This is a genomic window from Veillonella nakazawae (genome assembly GCF_013393365.1).
GTDB lineage: Bacteria > Bacillota > Negativicutes > Veillonellales > Veillonellaceae > Veillonella > Veillonella nakazawae.
Map to the genome: position 1 here is coordinate 662,140 of NZ_AP022321.1, position 24,661 is coordinate 686,800.

Annotated in this window: 26 protein-coding genes; 25 read left to right on the forward strand and 1 reads right to left on the reverse strand. The window is 38.5% G+C overall.

From position 1 onward, the window contains the following. Positions 1-8 precede the first annotated feature (8 nt). The 19 genes from VEIT17_RS02890 (at position 9) to pyrR (ending at position 17,810) form a co-directional block, all read left to right on the forward strand. Positions 9-1,247, forward strand: a complete 1,239-nt coding sequence (locus tag VEIT17_RS02890; RefSeq protein ID WP_178884674.1) for an O-antigen ligase family protein — start codon at positions 9-11, stop codon at positions 1,245-1,247. 521 nt (positions 1,248-1,768) lie between these two features. After that, positions 1,769-3,274 carry a succinyl-CoA:acetate CoA-transferase ScpC gene (locus tag VEIT17_RS02895; RefSeq protein ID WP_060924000.1) on the forward strand — a complete coding sequence of 502 codons (1,506 nt, stop codon included), beginning with the start codon at positions 1,769-1,771 and terminating at the stop codon, positions 3,272-3,274. A 28-nt stretch (positions 3,275-3,302) separates the two neighbouring features. After that, positions 3,303-4,949 (forward strand): acyl-CoA mutase large subunit family protein, encoded by a 1,647-nt coding sequence (locus VEIT17_RS02900; RefSeq protein ID WP_005386006.1) that lies wholly within the window; start codon positions 3,303-3,305, stop codon positions 4,947-4,949. Positions 4,950-4,977: 28 nt separating this feature from the next. Beyond that, on the forward strand, positions 4,978-5,373 hold the full coding sequence (locus VEIT17_RS02905) for a cobalamin B12-binding domain-containing protein (RefSeq protein WP_060923999.1): 396 nt from the start codon (positions 4,978-4,980) through the stop codon (positions 5,371-5,373). 78 nt (positions 5,374-5,451) lie between these two features. Beyond that, positions 5,452-6,390, forward strand: coding sequence for a methylmalonyl Co-A mutase-associated GTPase MeaB (gene meaB, locus VEIT17_RS02910; protein WP_060923998.1), 939 nt, complete (start codon positions 5,452-5,454; stop codon positions 6,388-6,390). A gap of 51 nt (positions 6,391-6,441) precedes the next feature. After that, the gene (gene mce / locus VEIT17_RS02915; RefSeq protein ID WP_060923997.1) at positions 6,442-6,864 is read left to right on the forward strand and encodes a methylmalonyl-CoA epimerase; all 423 of its coding nucleotides are present in this window, start codon (positions 6,442-6,444) and stop codon (positions 6,862-6,864) included. A 151-nt stretch (positions 6,865-7,015) separates the two neighbouring features. Next, entirely contained in the window at positions 7,016-8,545 is a 1,530-nt protein-coding gene (gene mmdA / locus VEIT17_RS02920) for a methylmalonyl-CoA decarboxylase subunit alpha (protein WP_060923996.1), read from the forward strand. Positions 8,546-8,618: 73 nt separating this feature from the next. Then, positions 8,619-8,966, forward strand: coding sequence for a methylmalonyl-CoA decarboxylase subunit delta (mmdD, locus tag VEIT17_RS02925; RefSeq protein WP_178884675.1), 348 nt, complete (start codon positions 8,619-8,621; stop codon positions 8,964-8,966). Between the two features lie 23 nt (positions 8,967-8,989). Further along, the gene (gene mmdE, locus VEIT17_RS02930) at positions 8,990-9,157 is read left to right on the forward strand and encodes a methylmalonyl-CoA decarboxylase subunit epsilon (RefSeq protein WP_173015017.1); all 168 of its coding nucleotides are present in this window, start codon (positions 8,990-8,992) and stop codon (positions 9,155-9,157) included. A gap of 102 nt (positions 9,158-9,259) precedes the next feature. Continuing rightward, complete coding sequence (mmdC, locus tag VEIT17_RS02935; RefSeq protein ID WP_060923994.1) at positions 9,260-9,643, forward strand: methylmalonyl-CoA decarboxylase subunit gamma; 384 nt, start codon at positions 9,260-9,262, stop codon at positions 9,641-9,643. Between the two features lie 70 nt (positions 9,644-9,713). Continuing rightward, positions 9,714-10,835: a methylmalonyl-CoA decarboxylase subunit beta gene (gene mmdB, locus VEIT17_RS02940; protein WP_060923993.1), complete on the forward strand. Its 1,122-nt coding sequence runs from the start codon at positions 9,714-9,716 to the stop codon at positions 10,833-10,835. Positions 10,836-11,026: 191 nt separating this feature from the next. Beyond that, positions 11,027-11,284 (forward strand): hypothetical protein, encoded by a 258-nt coding sequence (locus tag VEIT17_RS02945; protein WP_060923992.1) that lies wholly within the window; start codon positions 11,027-11,029, stop codon positions 11,282-11,284. 38 nt (positions 11,285-11,322) lie between these two features. Beyond that, positions 11,323-12,621: an SLC13 family permease gene (locus tag VEIT17_RS02950; protein ID WP_060923991.1), complete on the forward strand. Its 1,299-nt coding sequence runs from the start codon at positions 11,323-11,325 to the stop codon at positions 12,619-12,621. 620 nt (positions 12,622-13,241) lie between these two features. Continuing rightward, a complete protein-coding gene (locus VEIT17_RS02955; RefSeq protein WP_105098821.1) occupies positions 13,242-14,540 on the forward strand; it encodes an SLC13 family permease in 1,299 nt (432 codons plus the stop codon). Positions 14,541-14,779: 239 nt separating this feature from the next. After that, on the forward strand, positions 14,780-15,043 hold the full coding sequence (locus VEIT17_RS02960) for a SemiSWEET family transporter (RefSeq protein WP_004696474.1): 264 nt from the start codon (positions 14,780-14,782) through the stop codon (positions 15,041-15,043). Positions 15,044-15,533: 490 nt separating this feature from the next. Continuing rightward, positions 15,534-15,698 carry a 4Fe-4S ferredoxin gene (locus tag VEIT17_RS02965; protein WP_005386021.1) on the forward strand — a complete coding sequence of 55 codons (165 nt, stop codon included), beginning with the start codon at positions 15,534-15,536 and terminating at the stop codon, positions 15,696-15,698. A 107-nt stretch (positions 15,699-15,805) separates the two neighbouring features. Further along, positions 15,806-16,246 (forward strand): signal peptidase II, encoded by a 441-nt coding sequence (gene lspA, locus VEIT17_RS02970; protein WP_039969072.1) that lies wholly within the window; start codon positions 15,806-15,808, stop codon positions 16,244-16,246. A gap of 61 nt (positions 16,247-16,307) precedes the next feature. Further along, on the forward strand, positions 16,308-17,231 hold the full coding sequence (locus VEIT17_RS02975; protein WP_127161426.1) for an RluA family pseudouridine synthase: 924 nt from the start codon (positions 16,308-16,310) through the stop codon (positions 17,229-17,231). A gap of 57 nt (positions 17,232-17,288) precedes the next feature. Further along, the gene (pyrR, locus tag VEIT17_RS02980) at positions 17,289-17,810 is read left to right on the forward strand and encodes a bifunctional pyr operon transcriptional regulator/uracil phosphoribosyltransferase PyrR (protein WP_105089436.1); all 522 of its coding nucleotides are present in this window, start codon (positions 17,289-17,291) and stop codon (positions 17,808-17,810) included. A 45-nt stretch (positions 17,811-17,855) separates the two neighbouring features. Here pyrR and VEIT17_RS02985 read toward each other — a convergent pair whose 3' ends face one another. After that, the gene (locus VEIT17_RS02985; RefSeq protein WP_178884677.1) at positions 17,856-19,049 is read right to left on the reverse strand and encodes a tRNA(Met) cytidine acetate ligase; all 1,194 of its coding nucleotides are present in this window, start codon (positions 19,047-19,049) and stop codon (positions 17,856-17,858) included. A 187-nt stretch (positions 19,050-19,236) separates the two neighbouring features. On the opposite strand from VEIT17_RS02985, the gene VEIT17_RS02990 reads away from it, so the two are divergent. From VEIT17_RS02990 to mreB, 6 genes are all read left to right on the forward strand, one after another. Further along, positions 19,237-19,800, forward strand: coding sequence for a hypothetical protein (locus VEIT17_RS02990; protein ID WP_039969076.1), 564 nt, complete (start codon positions 19,237-19,239; stop codon positions 19,798-19,800). Positions 19,801-19,803: 3 nt separating this feature from the next. After that, on the forward strand, positions 19,804-21,009 hold the full coding sequence (locus VEIT17_RS02995; RefSeq protein ID WP_129823184.1) for an acetate/propionate family kinase: 1,206 nt from the start codon (positions 19,804-19,806) through the stop codon (positions 21,007-21,009). 151 nt (positions 21,010-21,160) lie between these two features. Next, positions 21,161-21,784 (forward strand): hypothetical protein, encoded by a 624-nt coding sequence (locus VEIT17_RS03000; RefSeq protein ID WP_129823183.1) that lies wholly within the window; start codon positions 21,161-21,163, stop codon positions 21,782-21,784. Between the two features lie 101 nt (positions 21,785-21,885). After that, positions 21,886-22,452: a Maf family protein gene (locus tag VEIT17_RS03005; RefSeq protein WP_129823182.1), complete on the forward strand. Its 567-nt coding sequence runs from the start codon at positions 21,886-21,888 to the stop codon at positions 22,450-22,452. 187 nt (positions 22,453-22,639) lie between these two features. Beyond that, positions 22,640-23,338: a RadC family protein gene (radC, locus tag VEIT17_RS03010; protein WP_119206453.1), complete on the forward strand. Its 699-nt coding sequence runs from the start codon at positions 22,640-22,642 to the stop codon at positions 23,336-23,338. Between the two features lie 285 nt (positions 23,339-23,623). Then, positions 23,624-24,661 (forward strand): rod shape-determining protein, encoded by a 1,038-nt coding sequence (mreB, locus tag VEIT17_RS03015; RefSeq protein WP_060923982.1) that lies wholly within the window; start codon positions 23,624-23,626, stop codon positions 24,659-24,661.

Consider the following 24,661-nt stretch of genomic DNA (forward strand, 5'->3'; position numbering starts at 1 on the left):
GTGAGCCTATGGAACTCTCACTTATTCCTAATCAGAAGAGAATTACATTCTATATTGAACGTTTAATTTATGGTGTTGTTGTGGCCATGCCTTTGCAACCAATGGTGGGTGATGTGCTCCTTTGGCTAGCGATAGGCCTTGCACTATATGATTTAATATCTAGTAAATCTTTGAGCTTACCAACAGGCTATTTATCGTGGTCTGTTATGATCTTTGTGGTATGGACTGGCGTATCTTCTATAGTGTCAGAAAATTGGGATTGGTCAATTCAAAGTTGGTTTTATCAAATTGTGGCCAGCGGCGGTATGTATTATTTAGTTCGTACATACATTCAAACGCCTAAACAGTGGAACTATTTTCTTCGTGCCTTGCTAGGCACTGCAGTTCTAGTGTGTATCATAGGTGCTTATCAATATGTATTTGTTCCTAATATACATATAAAAGAGTGGGTAGATGCAGCACAGTTCCCTAAATTGATGCGTCGCATGTCGTCTACATTACAAAATCCTAATTTATTGGGCGCCTATCTATTGATGGTACTCAGCGTATGTATCAGTTATATCTTGGTATATATGAAGGAAAATCGTACGCGCGAAGTTATTTCAATGCTAATTATAGGTAGTATATTATTCTTAACGATGCTATTAACCTATTCTCGGGGAATTTGGATTAGCTTCGGAGCGATGATTTTGTATTGGGCAATCTTTGTGGAGCGAAGATTATTCTTATCCCTATTAGCAGTGCCAATAATTTTGTACTTTTATGATGGTGAAATAGCTTCAAGGCTGTGGTCTATATTCCAAGGTCATGATACATCCGCTGATCTTCGATGGGCCTTATGGGATAGTACTATGTATATCGTACGAGAAAATCCTATCTTTGGTATTGGGTGGAATACATTTTATTTAGTATATCCAGACTATAATTACTATATTCAAGGACCTCACGTCTTGATGTATCATGCTCATAATTTATACCTTAATATGTTAGCTGAAACCGGTATCCCTGGATTGCTATCATTCCTAGCAGTTATCGTAGGTCATGTTATTACATCTATAAGGCTTAAAGGGGATATATTCCGTCAAGCTGCGCAAATTGGTGTAGGAGCGTTGGCTATAGGGGTTTTATTTAGTGGCTTATCTGATTTTGAGCTATACAGTCATCAAGTGACTATTGTATTTTGGCAATTGTTTGGCTGGGTAGGGGCCTTTGTAAAAGTTCAGCTGTCTGCTGATAAATCTACATAATTTCAGTAGCTTGTATAATTAGTATGTTTTATAGTAGATATATAATTTCATAATATGGTATACTTAATACATACCTTAGGTAGGTATGTATTAAGAGGTTATAACCGGTTTTCTAATGTTAGACATAATTGAACATTATCGTTGACATTTGAAAGCCGGTTTTTTGTATATCTTTGTATCTTTATAGGGAGGTGTATGGTCTAGTTCTTGTGTGTGAGATGTTGTTTTATATTGAAAAGGGTCTATATATTGTATAGAGAGAGTTCGATTTAATTGAAAAACATCAATATATGCCATAAATCGATAATTCCTGTGAGTTATAGCGATGTGAATAAAACTTATGTGAATATATGAAAATCTATGCATTTTAATCATAATGCACCCATAAAGTGTATAAAAAAATACATTTTAGTCATATAAGTTGACAATACGTTGGATGTGGACTACGATGAAGTCGGTTTAAGGAACGACCAAGAGATCAAACTGTCGTTTATACAATGTTACTCTTAAAGGAGATGGTAATGGTGATAGACATCAAAGACCGCGTTAAATGTGCGGCCCTCCAAGGTAAAATTGTCACTGCTTATGATGCAGCTCTTTTGATTAACCCTAACGATAAAGTTGGTATTTCCGGCTTTACTCCATCTGGTTATGCAAAAGCAGTGCCATTGGCATTGGCAGAAAGAATGGAAAAAGAACCATTCAAAATTGATTTGTGGACAGGTGCTTCCGTAGGTGATGAAGCTGATGGCGCGTTAACTCGTGCTAACGGTATCAATCGTCGTTTCCCATATCAAACAAATGGGGATACACGTAAAGCCTTAAATAGCGGTGCTGTTAAATACATTGATATGCATTTAAGCACAATGGCACAAAATGTTCGCTATGGTTTCTTTGGTGATTTAGACGTAGCAATTATTGAAGCTGCACAAATCAACGAAGATGGCTCCATTGTTCCAACTACATCTGTTGGTAACTCTCCAACATTTGTTAGCCAAGCTAAAAAAGTTATCGTAGAAGTGAATGTATCCCAACCACTTTCCTTGGTAGGTATGCATGATATCTATGAACCACTCGATCCACCACATCGTAAACCAATTCCATTGGAAACACCTGGTGATCGTATTGGTACTGAAGCAATTCCTTGTGACCCAAGTAAAATTGTTGCAGTAGTACCTTGTGATGTTCCTGATACAACAAGACCTTTGGCACCTATCGATGATGATGCAAAAGCAATGAGTCAACACCTTATCAAATTCTTCGAACAAGAAATTGCAGAAGGTCGTTTGCCTAAAAACTTGCTTCCATTACAATCTGGTGTAGGTTCCGTAGCGAATGCTGTAATCAGTGGTCTTGCTAAAGGCCCATTCACAGATTTGTCCATCTATACAGAAGTAATCCAAGATGGTATGTTCGACTTGATCGATGCTGGTAAAGTAACTGTATGTTCTGGTACTGCATTAAGTCCTTCTCCAGATGGGTTGAAACGTTTCTATGCGAATATTGATGAATACCGTAAAAAAATCATTCTTCGCCCACAAGAAATTTCCAACAACCCTGGTATTGCTCGCCGTATTGGTGTCATTGCCATGAATACCGCTATCGAATTTGATATTTTTGGCAATGTAAACTCTACTCATATTATGGGGAGCAAAATGATGAATGGTGTTGGTGGTTCTGGTGACTTTGCACGTAGTGCTTATCTCACTATCTTCTGCACTAACTCCGTTGCTAAAAATGGCGACATCAGTTCTATCGTTCCATATGTATCTCATGTGGATCACCCAGAACATGACACTATGATTTTCTGTACAGAACAAGGTGTTGCTGACTGCCGTGGTTTGAGCCCAGTGGAAAGAGCTCGTTTGATCATTGAAAAATGTGCTCACCCAGACTACAAACCTATGTTAACTGAATACCTAGAAAAAGCATTAGCTGCAACAAAGAATGCCCATACACCTATGTTGCTTGATGAAGCTCTTTCTTGGCATAAACGCTTCACAGAAACTGGAAGCATGAAAAAATAACCTGTTTTTTTAGGAGGATGATGAAAACATGGCTTACGAAAACTTAAAAGCCCAAATTGCTGAGTACAACAAACTTTGTGACGAAAAAAGTGCAAAAACTCCAGAACGTCAAAATTTAAAATACAACCGTGTATATACACCAGTTGATATCGAAGGTTTTGACTATGAACGTGATTTGGGTATGCCTGGCGAATTCCCTTACACTCGTGGCGTACAACCTACTATGTACCGTGGTCGTTTCTGGACAATGCGTATGTATGCAGGCTTCGCTACAGCAGAAGAATCTAACAAACGTTACCGCTACCTAATCGAGTCTGGTGCAACTGGTCTTTCCTGTGCATTCGACTTACCTACACAAATTGGTTATGACTCCGACGATGCAGTTGCAGAAGGCGAAGTTGGTAAAGTAGGTGTAGCGATTGACTCCTTGGCAGATATGGAAATCTTGTTCGACGGCATCGATCTTGGTAAAGTATCCACATCCATGACAATCAACGCTCCAGCATCCGTTTTGTTGGCAATGTATATCGCAGTAGCTGAAAAACAAGGCGTACCTTCCACAGAATTGAAAGGTACAATTCAAAATGATATTTTGAAAGAATACGCAGCTCGTGGTACTTACATTTTCCCACCAAAACCATCCATGCGTTTGATTACTAATATCTTCGAATATTGTTCTCAAAATGTTCCAAAATGGAACACAATCTCCATCTCCGGTTACCATATCCGTGAAGCAGGTTCCACAGCAGCTCAAGAAATCGCATTTACAATTGCTGATGGTATCGCATACGTAGAAGCAGCTTTGAAAGCTGGTCTTGATGTTGATACATTCGCTGGTCGTCTTTCCTTCTTCTGGAATGCTCATAACAACGTACTTGAAGAAGTTGCTAAATTCCGTGCATCCCGCCGTTTATGGGCAACAATCATGAAAGAACGTTTTGGTGCTAAAAAACCAAAATCCATGATGCTTCGTGTACATACTCAAACAGCTGGTTCCATGTTGACTGCACAACAAGTTGATAACAACATCGTTCGTGTTGCTCTTCAAACTGCAGCTGCTGTAATGGGCGGTACTCAATCCTTACATACAAACTCCCGTGACGAAGCGTTGGCTCTTCCTACAGAAGCATCTGTACAAGTAGCTCTTCGTACACAACAAATCGTGGCTTACGAATCTGGTTTAGCTGACGTAGTTGACCCATTGGGCGGTTCCTACTATGTAGAAGCTATGACTAACGCTATCTATGACGAAGCTATGGCATACATCAAGAAAATTGATGAAATGGGCGGCGCTGTAGTAGCAATCGAAAAAGGCTACATCCAAAAAGAAATTCAAGAATCCGCTTACAAATGGCAAATGGAAGTTGAATCTGGCTTGCGCACAATCGTTGGCGTAAACAAATTCCAAGTTGAAGAAGAAGCTCCAAAAGACTTACTTCGCGTAGATGCTTCCGTTGGTGTTAACCAATCCAAGAAAACTCAAGCAGTTCGCGCTAACCGCGATCAAGCAGCAGTTGATAAAGCATTAGCAGCTCTTAAAGCTGGTGCAGCTGATGAAAACGTTAACTTGATGCCATTAATTCTTGATGCAGTTAAAACATATGCTACTTTGGGTGAAATTTGTAATGTATTGCGCGAAGTATTCGGTGAATACGAAGCTCATTCCACATTATAATATCGGCTAATTTCGGAGGTAATTAATCATGGCAGAAAAACGTATTAGAGTAATCGTAGCAAAACCAGGTCTTGATGGTCATGACCGTGGTGCAAAAGTAGTAGCACGCGCACTTCGCGATGCTGGTTTCGAAGTAATCTACACTGGTCTTCGTCAAACTCCAGAACAAATCGTAGAAGCAGCTCTTTCTGAAGACGTTAATGTAGTTGCATTATCCCTTCTTTCCGGTGCTCATAACACATTGTTCCCTAAAATTGTTGAACTTTTGAAAGAAAAAGGCATGGGCGATGTACTTGTAATCGGTGGTGGCGTTATTCCTGACGCTGATATCCCTGGCTTGAAAAAAGCTGGCGTAGCAGCAGTATTCACACCTGGTACACCAACTGGCGATATCGTTAAATTCATCAACGAAAACGTTAAATAATTAATTGGGCAAGAGAGGGGTTGAACTAAATGGTTGACTCCCCTCTATTCCCATATTTTAAGATAGGTGGTGAGGCGAGTGGATTTAGTTAAAGAACTTTTTGAAGGTTCCCGACTAGCCTTAGCACGGTCCATAACAGCTGTAGAAAACGAGTATGAAAATGCCATTGATATTATGAAGGCAATTTACCCTAAAACAGGAAATGCACGTATTCTCGGTATTACTGGGGCCCCTGGTGCTGGTAAAAGTACTTTGACTGATAAAGTTGTTAAACATTATCTAGATCAAGGTAAAAAAATCGGCATCGTTGCCATCGACCCAACAAGCCCATTCTCTGGTGGTGCTATCTTGGGGGACCGTATTCGAATGAATGATTTGACATTAAATGAAAATGTATTTATTCGAAGCATGGGCACGCGTGGTAGTCTTGGTGGTTTATCCAAAAAGACTGCGGACGTTGTAAAACTCATGGATGCCTTTGGCATGGATTTAGTAATCATTGAAACAGTAGGTGTAGGTCAATCCGAAGTAGATATCGTTAAAAATGCAGATACTACATTGGTAGTACTTGTTCCTGGTCTCGGTGATGATATCCAAGCTATCAAAGCGGGTATTCTTGAAATTGGCGATGTATTTGCTATCAATAAAGCTGACCGAGATGGTTGTGATCGTTTGAATGTAGAAATTGAAATGATGCTTGACCTAGACTCTCGTGAAGTAAAATGGCGCCCACCAATTAAGCGCACAATTGCTAGCAAGGACCAAGGCGTAGATGAACTCATCGACGCTTTAGATGAACATTTTGAGTATCTTGAAGATTCTGGTGAATTGGAATCTCGTCGGGCAGAACGTACTCGTGATGAAATCATCGCAATGATTAATGAACAAATTGGTCGTTATGTAGCTGATAAAATCGTTACAAGCGACGAATTTAATAGCCAAGTGGCAGCTGTTAATGAACGCGAAAGCGATCCATACACAGTTGTTAACGGCGTAATGACAAGCGTGCTAAAGTAGACGGCGACTACATAGCATTAGAGATTTAGCCTTGAAAAGGAGATAATCGAAATGGCTTTTAAAGTATTACAAGTGGATCACATCGGTATTGGTGTTAATGATTTAGCAGCAACTAAAGAATTCTATAAAAATGCATTGGGTATTCAACATCTTCCAGAAGATGAAGTGGTTGAAGAACAAAAAGTAAAAGTATCCTTCTTCCCATGTGGCGATGCTGAACTTGAATTCTTAGAAACTACAACTCCAGATGGCCCTATCGGTAAATTCATCGAAAAAAATGGCGGTCGTGATGGTATCCAACACGTTGCATTGCGCGTTGATAATATTGAAAATGCTATTGCTGATTTGATGGCTAAAGGCGTTCGTATGATTGACGAAAAACCTCGTTACGGTGCAGGCGGGTCCTCCATTGCTTTCTTACATCCAAAAGCAACAGGCGGCGTATTGCTTGAATTATGTCAACGTATGAAATAATACAGTATCCAATTCACATCATTATGTATGAGTAATAGATATACATATTCATATAATCACTAGTTATATATTAAATATGTATGCATGCTTGAACTTTAATTATTAATGAAATAAAATGATACTGTAACAAGTTTTATTTGGAGGTGCTATAATGGCAACAGTGCAAGAAAAAATCGAGTTATTGCACGAAAAACTAGCTAAAGTTAAAGCTGGTGGCGGTGAAAAACGCGTTGAGAAACAACATGCTCAAGGCAAAATGACTGCTCGTGAACGTTTGGCTAAATTGTTCGATGATAACTCTTTCGTTGAACTTGATCAATTTGTTAAACATCGTTGTGTTAACTTCGGTCAAGAAAAGAAAGAATTACCAGGCGAAGGTGTAGTAACTGGTTATGGTACTATCGACGGTCGTTTAGTATATGCATTCGCACAAGACTTCACTGTAGAAGGTGGTTCTCTTGGTGAAATGCATGCTGCTAAAATCGTTAAAGTACAACGTTTAGCAATGAAAATGGGTGCTCCTATCGTTGGTATCAATGATTCCGGCGGTGCTCGTATTCAAGAAGCAGTAGATGCGCTTGCTGGTTACGGTAAAATTTTCTTTGAAAATACAAATGCATCTGGCGTTATTCCACAAATTTCCGTAATCATGGGCCCATGTGCAGGTGGTGCTGTATATTCTCCAGCATTAACTGACTTCATCTACATGGTTAAACACACATCTCAAATGTTCATCACTGGTCCTGCAGTTATCAAATCTGTAACTGGTGAAGAAGTAACAGCTGAAGATCTTGGTGGTGCAATGGCTCACAACTCTGTGTCTGGTGTTGCTCACTTTGCAGCTGAAGATGAAGATGATTGCATCGCACAAATTCGCTACTTATTAGGCTTCTTGCCATCCAATAATATGGAAGATGCTCCATTAGTAGATACTGGCGATGATCCAACTCGTGAAGACGAAGGCTTGAACAGCTTGTTGCCTGATAACAGTAACATGCCATACGACATGAAAGATGTTATCGCAGCTACTGTAGATAATGGTGAATACTATGAAGTACAACCATTCTATGCTACAAACATTATTACTTGTTTTGCACGTTTTGACGGTCAATCCGTTGGTATCATTGCTAACCAACCAAAAGTAATGGCTGGTTGCTTGGACATCAATGCATCCGACAAATCTTCCCGTTTCATCCGTTTCTGTGATGCTTTCAATATTCCAATCGTTAACTTTGTTGACGTTCCTGGTTTCTTGCCTGGCACAAATCAAGAATGGGGCGGTATCATTCGTCATGGTGCTAAAATGTTGTATGCTTACTCTGAAGCTACAGTACCAAAAATTACTGTTATCACTCGTAAAGCATACGGCGGTTCTTACCTCGCTATGTGTTCCCAAGATTTGGGCGCTGACCAAGTATACGCTTGGCCTACATCCGAAATCGCTGTAATGGGTCCTGCTGGTGCAGCTAACATTATCTTCAAGAAAGACGAAGATAAAGATGCTAAAACAGCAAAATACGTAGAAGAGTTCGCAACTCCATACAAAGCTGCAGAACGTGGCTTCGTAGACGTTGTAATCGAACCAAAACAAACTCGTCCAGCAGTTATCAACGCTTTGGCAATGCTTGCAAGCAAACGCGAAAACCGTGCTCCAAAGAAACATGGTAATATTCCATTATAATTCGTTTCGATAACAAGAACATCGAATTTGGGAGATACCTTTCTTTACTAATTTTTTAGAAAGGGGAATGATTATGGAAGGACAAGCAGTTACTACCAATCCTTGGTTAATTATGGCCATTAATATGACAGTTGTATTTGTTGTGTTGATTCTTTTAGGTATTCTTATGGAAATCGTACATTTAATCGATCCAACTAAGAAAAAAAAAGAAGCACCTAAAACAGAACAAACTGTTGTAACGCCTGCAGCTACTCCAGTGGCTGCTCCAAGTGCATCCGCTCAAAATGAGGAAGAAGTAGTAGCAGCTATCGTAGGTGCCATTGTGGCGATGGGGTACTCATCTGAACAAATTGCATCTATCCGACCTACAGCAATCAGTGCTAAATGGCGCTTGGAAGGTCGTTTAAGCGGTAGAGGTTAATAAAATTTTAGGAGGCATTTGTAATGAGCAATGCTACAAAAACTAACGGTAAAGCTCCATCTCAAGATGTAGTAGCCGTAATCGTTGGTGCATTAGCGGCAATGGGTTATTCCGCTGATCAAATCGCGCATATCCGTCCAATCGTAAGCTATAATTGGAAAATGGAAGGCCGTTTGCGCGGTAGTCGATAAGATTATTGGCTTATTTAGATAATCGATAAGATTATCCAATTTATATGTGTAATAAAAATTTATAAGTATTGTGTAGACATACACATTTTGGAGGAATTTAAGATGAAAAAATTCAACGTTACAGTAAATGGTACAGCATATGATGTAGAAGTTAATGAAGTAAAAGGCGCAGCTCCTGCAGCAGCTCCAGCTCCAGCAGCAGCTCCAGCTCCTAAAGCAGCTCCTGCACCAGCACCAGCTCCAGCTGCAGCAGCAGCTCCAGTTCCAGCAGGTGCTGAAACTGTAAAAGCTCCAATGCCTGGTAAAATCTTATCTGTAGCAGTATCCGCTGGTCAAGCAGTTAAAAAAGGCGAAACTTTGTTGATTCTTGAAGCTATGAAAATGCAAAACGAAATCGCAGCTCCACATGATGCTGTAGTTGCAGAAGTTCGCGTAGCTGCTAACCAAACTGTATCCACTGGCGACGACATGGTTGTTCTTGGTTAATACCAAGTTTTGTGTGGCGCGGCTAGTCCGCGTCATATAAAAATTTTATATTTGTGAAAGGGGAACGCATATGGAGGCTTTTGCTGTTGCGATTCAATCCGTTATTAATGATAGCGGGTTCCTCGCATTTACAACAGGCAATGCTATTATGATTCTTGTAGGTTTGATCCTATTGTACTTGGCATTTGCTAAAGAGTTTGAACCATTATTGTTGGGTCCGATTGCGTTTGGTTGTGTACTTGCTAATATTCCTCGTAATGGCTTCGAAGAAGGCGTTATGGCTCTTATTAGTGCAGGTATCTCTCAAGAAATCTTCCCACCTTTAATTTTCCTTGGTGTAGGTGCAATGACTGACTTTGGTCCACTCATTGCTAATCCTAAAACATTGCTTTTAGGTGCTGCTGCTCAAATCGGCGTATTCGTTGCTTTAGGTGGCGCAATGATGCTTGGCTTTACTGCTCAAGAAGCAGCTGCTATCGGTATCATCGGTGGTGCCGACGGCCCTACATCCATTTACTTGGCTACTAAGTTAGCTCCTCATTTATTAGGTGCAATCGCGGTTGCCGCATATTCCTATATGTCCTTGGTACCGTTGATTCAACCACCTGTAATGAAATTATTCACTACGCAAAAAGAACGCGAAATTGTTATGGAACAATTGCGTGACGTTACACGTTTTGAAAGAATCGTATTCCCAATTGTTGCAACGATCTTCATTTCCTTATTGCTTCCTTCCATTACATCTCTTTTAGGTATGTTGATGTTAGGTAACTTGTTCCGTGAATCTGGCGTAACTGAACGTTTGTCTGATACATCTCAAAATGCGTTGATCAATACTGTTACAATCTTCTTGGCAACTGGTACTGGTTTAACAATGAGTGCGGAACACTTCTTAAGCGTACAAACAATTCTTATTATTTGCTTAGGCTTAGTTGCATTTATCGGTGGTACTGCTGGTGGCGTATTGTTCGGTAAATTGATGAGCTTAGTTGATGGTGGTAAAACAAATCCACTTATTGGTTCTGCCGGTGTATCCGCAGTTCCAATGGCGGCTCGCGTATCTCAAGTAGTAGGTGCGAAAGCTAACCCAGCTAACTTCTTGCTCATGCATGCTATGGGTCCTAACGTAGCTGGCGTTATTGGTACAGCAGTAGCAGCAGGTACAATGCTTGCTATGTTGTCTAGCCATTAATAATTAAATAATTATTCACCAAGGTGTGCCTAATTAGGTACACCTATTGGTGAATAAAAAATCCCTTATAAATTATGTAATCATACATAAATAGGGTATATTTGCAATAAATGCTTTCAGATCGGTCATTAGGTGGTACAAGAATTCACACAATAACCTTCTAGTGCTTTGAATATAGTAGAGGTGGTCACTTGTTATCAATTGAATTAAAAATACTGATTTGTTTTATTTGGGCATTTATTGTATTTTTTATTACTGCACTGATTATCGGTAATGAAGGAAAAGCCAAATGGTTTCAACGTAGAACTAAATATACTTGGTTTAATCGCCGAGGGTTTTTAGGGGAAGCGTTATTTTTTGGCTATCCTAAAACTAAAGAGGGTTATGGTATAACTTTTTTGATGGCTTCTGCTATCTGTATTGTAGGCTATATTTTATATCTCATCTAATGCAATCGGTGCATTTCTCTGAAGGGAGATGATGATGTATGGGTACTGCGGAACAAACCTTAATCGTCCTTGCAGTCATGGCTGTTTTATTCGTTACGGAAATTATTCCTTTAGCTATTACTTCTCTAGGCGGCGCAATTACTCTAGGCCTTATGGGTATTATTACTCCTAAGGTTGTATTCTCTGGTTTATCTGATAGTACAGTTGTGTTGTTCGCTGGTATGTTCGTTGTTGGTGCTGCATTGTTCTACACTGGTTTAGCTCAAAAAATTGGGGAAACAGTAGTATCTCATGCAGGTACTAGTGAAAATGGTTTAATGCTTGCCATCATGGTTGTTACTGCAACTATGTCCGCATTTTTATCTAACACTGGTACAACAGCTGCATTACTTCCAGTAGTTGTAGGCATCTGTGCTGTTGCTAAGATTCCTGCTTCTCGTCAATTGATGCCTTTAGCATTTGCTGCAGGTATTGGTGGTATCATTACAATGGTTGGTACACCACCTAATATCATTGTAAGTGGTACATTAACTAAATTTGGTGAACAACCATTTGGTTTCTTCGAATTTGCTTGGATCGGTATTCCTTTGACTATCGCTACTATTATTTTCATGATGCTCATTGGTAAACATTTATTACCTAAACATGAAATTCAAGATGCTGGTGATGTAGAACAAGAAGTAGCTGCTGAAGATATTTCTAACGATCCTAAGAAACAATTATATTCTGGTCTTATTCTTTTAGGCGTAATCATCGCTATGATTTTAGGTGACTTCCTAAAAGGCTATGGTATTAACTTACCATTGAGCATGGTTGCAGTTATTGGCGCAATGCTTTGCGTATTAACTGGTTGCTTGAACGAAAAACAAGCTTACACATCCATTGACTGGGTAACAATCTTCTTATTCGCTGGTATGATGCCAGTAGCAACTGCACTTGACCAATCTGGTGCAGGTAAAATGATTGCTAATGCAGTAATCGGCGTTATGGGTTCTGATCCTAGCCCTTACTTTGCAACAGCAGTATTATTTGCATTGTCTTGTGTTATGACTCAATTTATGTCTAATACTGCATCTTGTGCATTATTGGCTCCTATCGGTATTTCCATTGCCCAAGGTATGGGCGCTGACCCTCATGCTGTATTGATGGCTATCGGCGTTGCTGCATCTTGTGCATTCGGTACACCTGTAGGTACACCTCCAAATACATTAGTACTTGGTCCTGGTCAATACAAATTTACAGACTATGTAAAAGCCGGCGTTCCATTGATCTTAGTTTGCTTCGTAGTAAGCTTAATTATTATCCCAATGGTATGGCCATTCTTCCCTGGTAAATAATAGGGGATAGGTTACTCTACTATAAAAGCACATACGAGGTCGAATCGTAAGATTCGGCCTCGTTTTTTTATGATAATAAATATTGATAATTAAATTCCTAGTATAGCACTTAGGGTTTCATAAAAATGATAATTACTATACAAAAATATATATAGTTATTTATCATTTTCATTTGACTTTCAAAAAGAGCTGTATGATAATGAGAACATAAATTGAGGCAAGTGTCTTTCTAAATGATAATAAAAAGTTTAAATCTATGTATTCATGCATAAATAGGGTATATTTGTAATAAATGCTTTTCAGATCGGTCATTAGGTGATACAAGAATTCACAGAATAATCTTCTAGTGCTTTTAAAATAGTAGAGGTGGTCACTTGTTATCGATAGAATTAAAAATACTGATTTGTTTTATTTGGGCATTTATTGTGTTTTTTATTACTGCACTGATTATCGGTAATGAAAAAAAGGCCAAATGGTTCCAACGTAGAACTAAATATACTTGGTTTAATAGCCGAGGTTTTTTAGGGGAAGTATTATTCTTTGGCTATCAGTATTGTAGGCTATATTTTATATCTCATCTAATACAATCAGTGCATTTCTCTGAAGGGAGATGATGATGTATGGGTATTGCAGAACAAACCTTAATCGTCCTTGCAGTCATGGCTGTTTTATTCGTTACGGAAATTATTCCTTTAGCTATTACTTCTCTAGGCGGCGCAATTACTCTAGGCCTTATGGGTATTATTACTCCTAAGGTTGTATTCTCTGGTTTATCTGATAGTACAGTTGTGTTGTTCGCTGGCATGTTCGTTGTTGGTGCTGCATTGTTCTACACTGGTTTAGCTCAAAAAATTGGTGAAACTGTAGTATCTCGTGCTGGTACTAACGAAAATAGCTTAATGCTTGCCATCATGGTTATTACAGCAATTATGTCCGCATTCTTGTCCAACACTGGTACAACAGCTGCTTTACTTCCAGTAGTTGTTGGTATCTGTGCTGTTGCTAAGATTCCTGCGTCTCGCCAATTGATGCCTATGGCTTTTGCTGCAGGTGTTGGTGGTATCAATACAATGGTTGGTACACCTCCAAACATTATTGTAAGTGGTACATTAGCTAAATTTGGTCTTACACAATTTGGTTTCTTCGAATTTGCTTGGATTGGTATTCCTTTGACTATCGCTACTATCGTTTTCATGATGCTTATTGGTAAACATTTATTACCTAATCATGAAATTACAGATGCTGGCGAAGTAGAACAAGAAGTAGCTGCAGAAGATATTTCTAACGATCCTAAGAAACAATTATTCTCTGGTCTTATTCTTTTAGGCGTAATTATCGCTATGATTTTAGGCGACTTCCTAAAAGGCTATGGTATTAACTTACCATTGAGCATGGTTGCAGTTATTGGCGCAATGCTTTGCGTATTAACTGGTTGCTTGAACGAAAGACAAGCGTACACTTCTATTGACTGGGTAACAATCTTCTTATTCGCTGGTATGATGCCAGTGGCAACTGCACTTGACCAATCTGGTGCAGGTAAAATGATTGCTAATTCTGTAATCGGCGTTATAGGCGATAATCCTAGCCCTTACTTTGCAATAGCTGTATTGTTCATCTTGTCTTGTGTTATGACTCAATTCATGTCTAACACAGCATCTAGTGCATTATTGGCTCCTATCGGCATCTCCATTGCCCAAGGTATGGGCGCTGACCCTCATGCAGTATTGATGGCTATTGGCATTGCTGCATCTTGTGCATTCGGTACACCTGTAGGTACACCTCCAAATACATTAGTACTTGGCCCTGGTCAATACAAATTTACAGACTATGTAAAAGCCGGCGTTCCATTGATTTTAGTTTGCTTCGTAGTAAGCTTAATTATCATTCCAATGGTATGGCCATTCTTCCCTGGTAAATAATAGGGGATAGGTTACTCTACTATAAAGCACATACGAGGTCGAATCGTAAGATTCGGCCTCGTTTTTTATGATTTTAGCCTATATGATTTTAATATAGATTACATATAAGTGTAATCAAAAGCAATATGAATTAAACTAATTTGCATGATTAATTTTACACAATTGACTACATCGAAAAAAATATGATATAGTATATTGTGTAATATATAATAACGTAATGTTGAATAAGGAGGTCATCTATGACAAAAGAAAGATTTAACATGTTAGTTGGTTCTATTGGTGCATTTATTGGTGTATTTGTATTTTTAGCCTATATCCCACAAATAATTGCTAATCTTCATGGTCAACCTAGTCAACCATGGCAACCATTATTTGCAGCAGTATCCTGTTTGATCTGGGTATTATATGGTTGGACAAAATCACCTAAACGTGATTATATTTTAATCGTACCAAACCTTGCAGGCGTTATTTTAGGTACACTAACATTCTTAACATCTTTCTAAGTGCTATAAGAAAAAAATAGTATTATTGTTATATAGTGAATAATAGTAAAGATATTACTTTACTTTATAAATATAAATGAGGTCGAATCGTATGATTCGGCCTTTTTTAGAGTGAAGTTTATATGTTAGATTAAAATATAGATAAGCGTTAAATCTGTTGTGATAAAAAAATAGTTTTTATGATAATAAATATTGATAATTAAATTCCTATTATAATGATTAGGATTTTATAAAATTGATAATTACAACATTCTCATTTGTTGAATATCATATTCAATTAATTAAATGAAAAGTAATATCAAAATACCTATAAACATAGGCTTTGTATGATAAAAATGAAAAAGTAATATGCAAAAATATATACAGTTTTTTATCATTTTCATTTGACTTTCAAAAAGAACTGTGTGATAATGAGAACATAAGTTGAGGCAAGTGCCTTTCTAAATGATAATAAAAAGTTCTGATCTATATTTTTATGGAGGTCCTAATTATGAGAGTTATTGCTGATGGTTGCATTAAATGTGGTTCTTGCGCATCTGTTTGCCCAGTTTCTGCTATTTCTGAAGGCGAAACTAAATATGAAATCAACGATACTTGCATCGATTGCGGTTCTTGCGAATCCGTTTGCCCAGTATCTGTAATTTCCGCTGAGTAATCACAAATTAAACGGCCCCTCATTGAGGGGCTTTTTATTTTGCCTAAATTTGCTTAACTTAGTATAATAGGACTATTAAGATATATATTATTATAAGGGAGTACAGCTTGTTTTATATTATACTAATTCTTTGGTTACTCTTAGATCAATGGACTAAATATTACATTATGAATCATTTTATGTTAGGTGAGTCTTTAGTGGTTATACCCAATGTATTTCATTTAACATATATTATTAATCGCGGTGCAGCATTTGGTATGCTTGCTAATCAGCGATGGTTTTTCTTACTGGTAGCGGTTATTTTGCTAGGCGCATGTGCATATTATTGGAAGCGCTTATCAAAAGGTCCGTGGACTTTACAGATTGGATCTGCTTTATTAGTGTCTGGTGCTATTGGTAATGGCATTGATCGTTACATGATTCATGGTGTGGTAGATTTTTTTGATTTCCGTATATGGCCTATTTTTAATGTTGCTGATATTGGTATCTGTGTAGGCGTAGCTTTAGTAGTCTACTATTTATTTACATTAAAAGATGATGATAAATAATTCATATATTATGACATATAATTAATTAATATATGATACTTAACTCATAGAGAGGTAGAGGATGAACGAATATATTGTAAATGCTGAGCAAGACGGTATGAGACTGGATGTATTCTTAACAGAACATATGGAAGGGTCTCGTAGTTATATTCAAAGTTTAATTAAAGGTGGTCACGTTACAGTAGGTGCTAAGGTAGGGAAAGCAAATCTTAGACTTACACCAAATGCTGTTGTACGTGTAGAGATACCGGAGCCTGAATCTGTAGAGGTAAAACCAGAGGATATTCCTTTAGATGTATTGTATGAAGATCATGATATTATTATTGTAAATAAACAACGTGGTATGGTTGTTCATCCTGCGGTGGGCAATTATTCGGGTACACTTGTTAATGCATTGCTATATCATTGTAAGGATTTGTCCGGTATTAATGGTGAGATTAGACCTGGTATTGTTCACCGTTTAGATAAGGATACATCTGGTGTTATGATGGCTGCTAAAAATGATGCAGCTCATATAGGTTTAGCGGAGCAGGTAAAGGAGCATTCTGCTAAACGGACATATTTAGCATTAGTACAAGGTAATATTGTAGAAGAAAAGGGTACTATTAAAGCTCCTATTGGAAGACATCCTAAGGATCGTATGAAAATGGCTGTTGTCTTTGAAAATAGTAAGGATGCAGTCACTCACTTTAACGTGGTTGAACGATTTGGCCATCAAACCTTGGTTGAATGTAATTTAGAGACTGGGCGCACACATCAAATTCGTGTACATTTTGCTCATATTGGACATCCTGTTGTTAATGATCCGTTCTATGGCTACCGTCGTATGGACTTCCCTATTGAAGGACAGGCATTGCACTCTAAATCTTTAGATGTAAAACATCCTATTACAGGTGAAAGTATGCATTTTGAGGCGCCTCTTCCAGATGACTTCAAAGCATGTATAGAGTTTGCTAAAACATATCGAGAAGATAAACGAAAATAATCTTCTAACTATATTTGTAAAGGGGCATAGAGAACTCTGTGCTATAAGGGCGTATATATGGAAAAGAAACGCTTATTGATGGATCAAGATGCTATTATGCGCGCGATTCGTCGTATTAGTCACGAAATCCTAGAACGTAATAAAGGCTTATCTAATGCTCTTATTGTAGGCATTGAACGACGTGGTGTTATTTTGGCAAAACGTTTGCAGGCCGAAATCGAACGCATTGAAGGTATTCGTATTGAATGTGAATCACTCAATGTTGCTATGTATCGTGATGATCGTGATGCTCGCCAAAAAGAGGGGAAACCATGTACGATTGATACAACGGAGAAAACAATCATTCTCGTGGATGATGTACTTTACACAGGGCGTACTATTCGTGCAGCGTTAAATGCATTGATGACATCTGGTAGACCTAAATCTATTCAATTAGCAGTACTCGTGGACCGTGGTCATCGTGAATTGCCGATTCGCGCAGACTATGTGGGTAAAAATATTCCTACATCACATCTTGAAAGTGTACGAGTTGCCGTAGAAGACTTAGATGGTGAAGAAGGGGTTACAATACAGGAATAATCTGTATTGTAACCCCTTTTTTTGCTTAAATTAAAATTATACTTTTTATTTGATATATTGCGGTGTATAGGTATAGTCTGTATGCCCTATACGTTTACCTTTATTATGGAAACATAAGGCTTGTATATCTGTAGCTAGCGTATCTATATGATGCATAGATTTTCCAAGATTATTGAGCTGAGTAGGTGCTTTAGCCCATTTTTGAATGAGTGGAATGTCATGTTTAGTTCTCAGCCATTGACGTCCTCTGTCGTTAAAGGCTAGTAATCTAGCGTATTGAGGACCGTCTTGCATAGCGATATTTATCAAGTCTTTCGTAATGCCTAATGTAAGGTAGGCACTCATGCGCTGTAAACGGGCGTAGGTGTAGCGCTTGGATTTTATTTGCTCAATGGCAGATTCCCATGAAGGCTGTTGTGCTGCTTTTAACCACAAGTGTTCAATACCTTCAGTAAAATCAACAAAATGCTCTAATTCATTGGCTGTCATGCGGCGACTCAACATATGTACCATATTGTAATATCTATTGTAGTCGACATAGTCATCATTTGTGATTCTATGCGTCATATCATCTAGAATTGGTGTTGGAATAGTACTTTGAAGCGTTGAACACATATCTAAGGGATTAGCAGTAGTGATGAGTTGACGCAATGCCGTACCGGATGGTAACTCTTGATTGAAATTGTGATTATGGTGATCAGATGTACGCTGAATAGGAATATATTCTAAGTTTGGATAATACTTTAATGCAGCACGGATATATTCAAGCCCTAATAAGGCATTAGGTGTGCTAAATGATTCGGAACCTAGCGCTTTGCGGAAGGCTGTACCATAGGACATGCCTTCATTTAAATAATTGCGTAATTCATTTTGGGTGCTTTCACAATCCATACGCTTAGCCATATGGATGAGTTGATTTAAATCAGTTGTTTCAGAACCGAAGGACAGCATATCAATAGATAAAGATTTAATTAATTGAATGGCACCTGAAGAAAATAGTTGGGCACTACCTAACGAATAAAGCGTAGGAAGTTCGATAACGATATCTGTACCACCTAGAATAGCCCATCGAGCGCGATCGAATTTTGAGAAAAGAGCTGGTTCGCCACGTTGTACAAAGGAGCCACTCATTATACAGATGCGCAATACATCAGGGTATTTTGTAGCTAATGTATGTAGTTGATGTGCATGACCATTGTGAAATGGATTGTATTCGCAAATAATACCGATGGTTTTCATAGTGACTCCTTTCATTAGTGTTAGTGTAACAAAGCATAGAAAGACTGTAAATAAATTTTGAACTTAAGAGGCCGTATAGTAAAGAAATAGATGTAAAAAATGTGTGTAAAACTAAAGTTTTTTGTAGATTTTATTTGTTCTATAGGCTATAATTAACTGTAAATGCTGAATTGATGTGAGGTATATGATGAAACAAAATTGGAAACGTACATTACAAGGGGCTCTGCTCGGTGCTGCGCTACTAGCAATGGCGGGATGTGGCTCTACAAATGTAATGGATACATATAGTTTTGGCCATCAAGTTATCCGTGCTGGTCAATCTGAAATTACCATCGCTTTGCCTTATGAAATGGGTAAAAGTACAAAAAATATGTCTGATGATGGGTATCCAATTGATATTTATGGATCTGTTACAGACCATATGGTAATTGAGGTTGAGGCTTTGCGTGCCGGTGAAAACAAACCATTGCCAACGGTGGATGAGTATGTAAACCGCAGCAAATCTGAGTTTACTAAAATTGGCGGCACCATCAAAGAAGAGTCTGTAGCTTTAGAAGGCGCGTCTGCTAAAAAGCTTGATGTGACCTATACAACTCAAGGACAAACATTTAGATTTTCTCAATACGTATTCTTAGATCATGGCGTATTGTGGAATATAGTCTACCAATATCCTGAAAAGGATCAGGTAGGTGCTGATATCAGCAAAGAAATTCAAAACAAGATTCAAGTTACACAACAGAAAGAGGGTTAATCGATGAACGTATTAGTAGTTAACTGCGGTAGTTCTTCCTTGAAATATCAATTACTTGATATGACAACTGAAACAGAATTGGCAAAAGGTCTTTTTGAGAAGATTGGTGATCAAGACGCTATCTTTACTCATAAACGTCCTAACGCAGATAAATTAGAACGCGTTGAACCAATTTTGAATCATAAAGAAGCTCTTCGTATTTTACTTGATATTTTAGTTGATGCTGAATATGGTGTAATTAAGTCTATGGACGAAATCGACGCTGTTGGTCACCGTGTAGTACATGGCGGTGAAAAATTCGCTGACTCCGTATTGATCACTCCAGCTGTTATGGAAGCATTAGAAGAATGCTGCGCATTGGCTCCATTGCATAACCCACCAAACATTCAAGGTATCGAAGCTTGCCAAGCTATCATGCCTAACGTACCACAAGTTGCTGTATTCGATACTGCATTCCACCAAACAATGCCTAAAGAAGCTTACATGTATGCGCTTCCTTACGAATACTATGAAGATTATGGCATCCGTCGTTACGGTTTCCATGGTACATCCCACAAATACGTTGCACAACGTTGCGCTGAATTGATGGGCAAACACATGTCTGATCTTCGCATCATCACATGTCACTTAGGTAATGGTTCTTCCGTGTCCGCTATTAAAGGTGGTCGCTCCATCGATACTACAATGGGCTTTACTCCATTGTCTGGTTTGATCATGGGTACTCGTACTGGTGATATTGATCCAGCTATCGTTCCATTCTTGATGAACAAAACTGGCATGAACTACGATGAAGTAGACACTGTTATGAATAAAAAATCCGGTGTACTTGGTATTTCCGGCGTGTCTAATGACTTCCGTGTTATCGAAGAAGCAGCAGCTAATGGTAACAAACGTGCTCAATTAGCATTGAACATGTTCCATTACAAAGTTCGCCGTGTAATTGGTGCATTCGCAGCAGTTATGGGTGGTGTTGATGCTATCGTATTCACAGCTGGTATCGGTGAAAACGGTATCGGTAACCGTGACGCAATCTGCAACGGTTTAGAATACTTGGGTACTCGCATTGACTCTGAACGCAACAACATCCGCGGTAAAGAACAAGAAATTAGTGCTGAAGGCTCCAGAGTTAAAATCTTCGTAATCCCTACAAACGAAGAAATCATGATTGCTCGCGATACTCAACGTATTACAGCATCCTTGAAAAAATAATATAGTTCGTATCTGAACTAGGTGACTAATAGAGTCATAAAACCCCGTCTATATCATAGATATAGGCGGGGTTTTTGTAGTTTTTATACTTAGAATACCTTATAATAGAATGTATAGTTATAAAGTAGTAGTTCTTTTAAAGGGGTAACACATGACAGTATTATATGAAGAAAAATCTCAGCGTGCTAAAAGTGCAGAGTGGCTAGTATTATGTTTTGTTATTCTATTATTATGTGGTGTTGGGTACACTACATATCGTAGTATTAACTTGCATACTATACTAATAGCAGAATATTTTATTGAAATTATGGCTATCATCGTAATTGTTAAACAAGCTGTTAGTCGATATACCTATATTTTGACAGATACAAAGTTAGTAATTGAAGAATCTTCTATATTTAGAAAGCGCCATTTTGAGGTAGATTACGATATGATTGATGGCGTCTTTAAGTTTGAACGTGAGTTATTGACAAATATTAAATATCGATATAAATATAGAAAATGCTCAACTTCTGATCCACGTCCTATTTGGTCTCTAGTATATGCGATTGTAAAGGGTGATAAGGTTCAAAATGGTCGCCTTTTATTGAAAGCGGATGATAAATTTTTTGACATCTTAGAGGAACATGTACCAGGTCGTATCCGTGTGCCTCAAGCGGACATTGTGTTCTATGCTGCAGTCCGTGCTGATGCGGTAAAACATGGTGAAGATGTACAAGAGTACTATAAAAAGTTAACAACACCTGAAAAGGATGGCCCTGATATTCTTGTTTAATTTACAGATATTTTCTAATTTATATTATCTAAATTGGTTGGAATGGTTTTATTTATAAAACGGTGAAATTAACTAAAATTTGTATACATAAAGGAGTGCAAATGGCTGGATTATATTTGGCGAGCCAATCACCACGAAGAACTGAATTATTAACACAAGTTGGTATTGATCATATTGTTGTATCAAGTGCCTATGAAGAGGCTAATAAGGGGTATGATGATCCTATTGAAATGGTGAAAGAACAAGCTTTAGGTAAGGCTCGTGCGGCTGTAGGCGTACCTGAAGGGAGCATCGTACTAGGTGCTGATACGATTGTCGTATTAGACAATCAAGTGCTAGGTAAACCTCATGATGAATCTGAGGCCCGTCATATGCTAGAGCGTTTATCAGGCCGAGTTCATTCTGTAATTACTGGTGTAGCCTTGCTTATTAAAGGTCAAGAAATAGTTTTTCATAATGAAACAAAGGTATATTTTAAAAAATTAGCTCCTTTTGAAATCGAATCCTATATTGCTAGTGGCGAACCTATGGACAAAGCTGGCGCCTATGGTATACAAGGTAAAGGTGCTTTATGGGTAGAGAAGATAGAAGGCTCTTATACCAATGTGGTAGGATTACCTGTTGAACATGTATACGATGAATTGTGTAAAGCATTAGGTGCTAAATAATACTATCATTTGATGGCGATGGTGCTATAATCGGCTGTGCTGTGCTGTGCTGTGCTGTGCTGTGCTGTGCTGTGCTGTGCTGTGCTGTGCTGTGCTGTGCTGTGCTGTGCGTTATTGATATAGTAAGAGAGTAGATGTGTGTAGTTAGATTTACAAATGGTGTTATCTATTTGAATGGAGAGATTCTATGGAAGTACCAACAGTAAGTGTAAAAGACATGTTACCATTTCAGCGTCCCCGTGAAAAATTTCTTGCTTTAGGACCATCCCATATGGCGATGGAGGAATTGCTAGCTATTTTATTGCGTACTGGGGTGAAAGGTCAGTCTGCCATATCGCTGGCGAGTGATATCGTACAGTCCTATGATGATGGGGCGTACGGTCTTAATAGAATGACCGTTGAAGAGCTTATAAAAATTAAGGGAATTGGCACAGATAAAGCGGTAACTTTGTGTGCGGCTCTTGAGATGGGGCGACGATTAGGGGAACTAAAAATTAAGGCAACATACGAAGATTTTTCTCAACCTTTTGTCATTGCTCAATATGTAATGGAGCGCTTGCGACATGAAGAGGTGGAGCATGTATGGGCAGCTATGTTGACGTCTCGAAATAAGTTGATTCAGTTAGAACATATTTCGAATGGAGGTTTAGTATCTAGCCTCGTAGAGCAACGAGCTGTTTTTAAGAAGGCCATAGCTTGTAATGCGGCAGCCATTATCTTAATACATAATCATCCATCTGGAGATAGCCGGCCTAGTGACGAAGATATACGGCTTACCAAGTTATTTGTTAGTGCAGGTCAGTTTATGGGAATACCAGTGTTAGATCATATTATCATTGGTGATAATGAATTCACTAGCCTTAGTGAAATTGGTAAACTTAGTTAGAGAATGCACATATTAATAGTAAAAGCACTCATAATAATGAGTTCACTCTTTCTGATTTGTTCAGTGAAGAGATGTATACATCATTATAGGGGTGCTTTTCTATTTTGTATGGTCTATATATAGCAAGGTGTATCAGTTGTAAGTGTATAAATTATGTATGACTTAAGTGTACTTGAATTATGCATTTTATGTGCTTTTAACATGGGGAAAAGCCTTGATATCAATAGATAAAGTCGCATTATATGTGGTAAAATGGAATGATGATGTAATGAAGGAGATTTTACTATGAGTTCCATTTTACCTACTCTAGGAAAAGATGTAAGTATAGATATTGGTTCCATACAGACGCGTCTCATGGGGGGGACGCGAGGAACTGTTATAAGCGAACCATCTATTATAGCAACTGATACAAAACAAGAAAAAGTAGTAGCCGTTGGGGATGAAGCGGCACGTCTTGTATTGCGTATGCCCGATATGTGGCGCCCTTTGACACCATTAAAAGATGGATTTATCGTGGACTATCGAGTTATGCATACGATGCTTAACTATTTTCTGAATAAAGTGTCTAATGCATTGCGCCGCGCTCGAGTTCTTGTTGGTGTTCCCTGTGGGATGACCGACGTTGAGCAAAGAGCGATGATGGATGCTGTTATTCAGGCCGGCGCACGCGAAGTATTTCTTATCGAACGACCTGTCGCTGCAGCCATTGGTTGTGGTGCACCTATCTTTGAAGCTCGTGGATCTATGGTCATTGATATTGGTGGTGGCACTGTCGATATGGGCATTGTTTCATTGGGCGGCATTGTAGATAGTAAAACGATTCGCTTCGGTGGCTCAGATATCAATAATGCATTGCTACGCTATGTACGTGAGTGTTTTGGGGTTATCGTTTCTGAAGAAATTATAGAAGATATTAAACATACAGTAGGCACTGCTATGGCACCTTTAGAAGATGCCGAATATGCCTTTCAAGGCCGTGATATGATGAATGGTTTAGGCAGACGTTGTGTTATTCATCAGTCAGAGGTATATCAAGTTGTTAATGACTGTATTGCTGGCCTTTTAGATGAAGTGAAACAAATGATTCGTTCTGCTGAACCTGAGATTGTAGCAGATATTATGCAATATGGAATATATCTTACTGGTGGTACTGCGCAACTGTCGGGCTTGGCTGAGCGTATCGGGGGCGAGTTAGGTGTGCCTGTACATGTTCCGGATGCACCAGAGACAAAAGTCGTTGTGGGCCTTAACGGAGCTTCATCTGACTTGGTGAGCTTATCACGTTTTATTGTGAATTCTAAAAATAGAAAGGGACAAGACTAA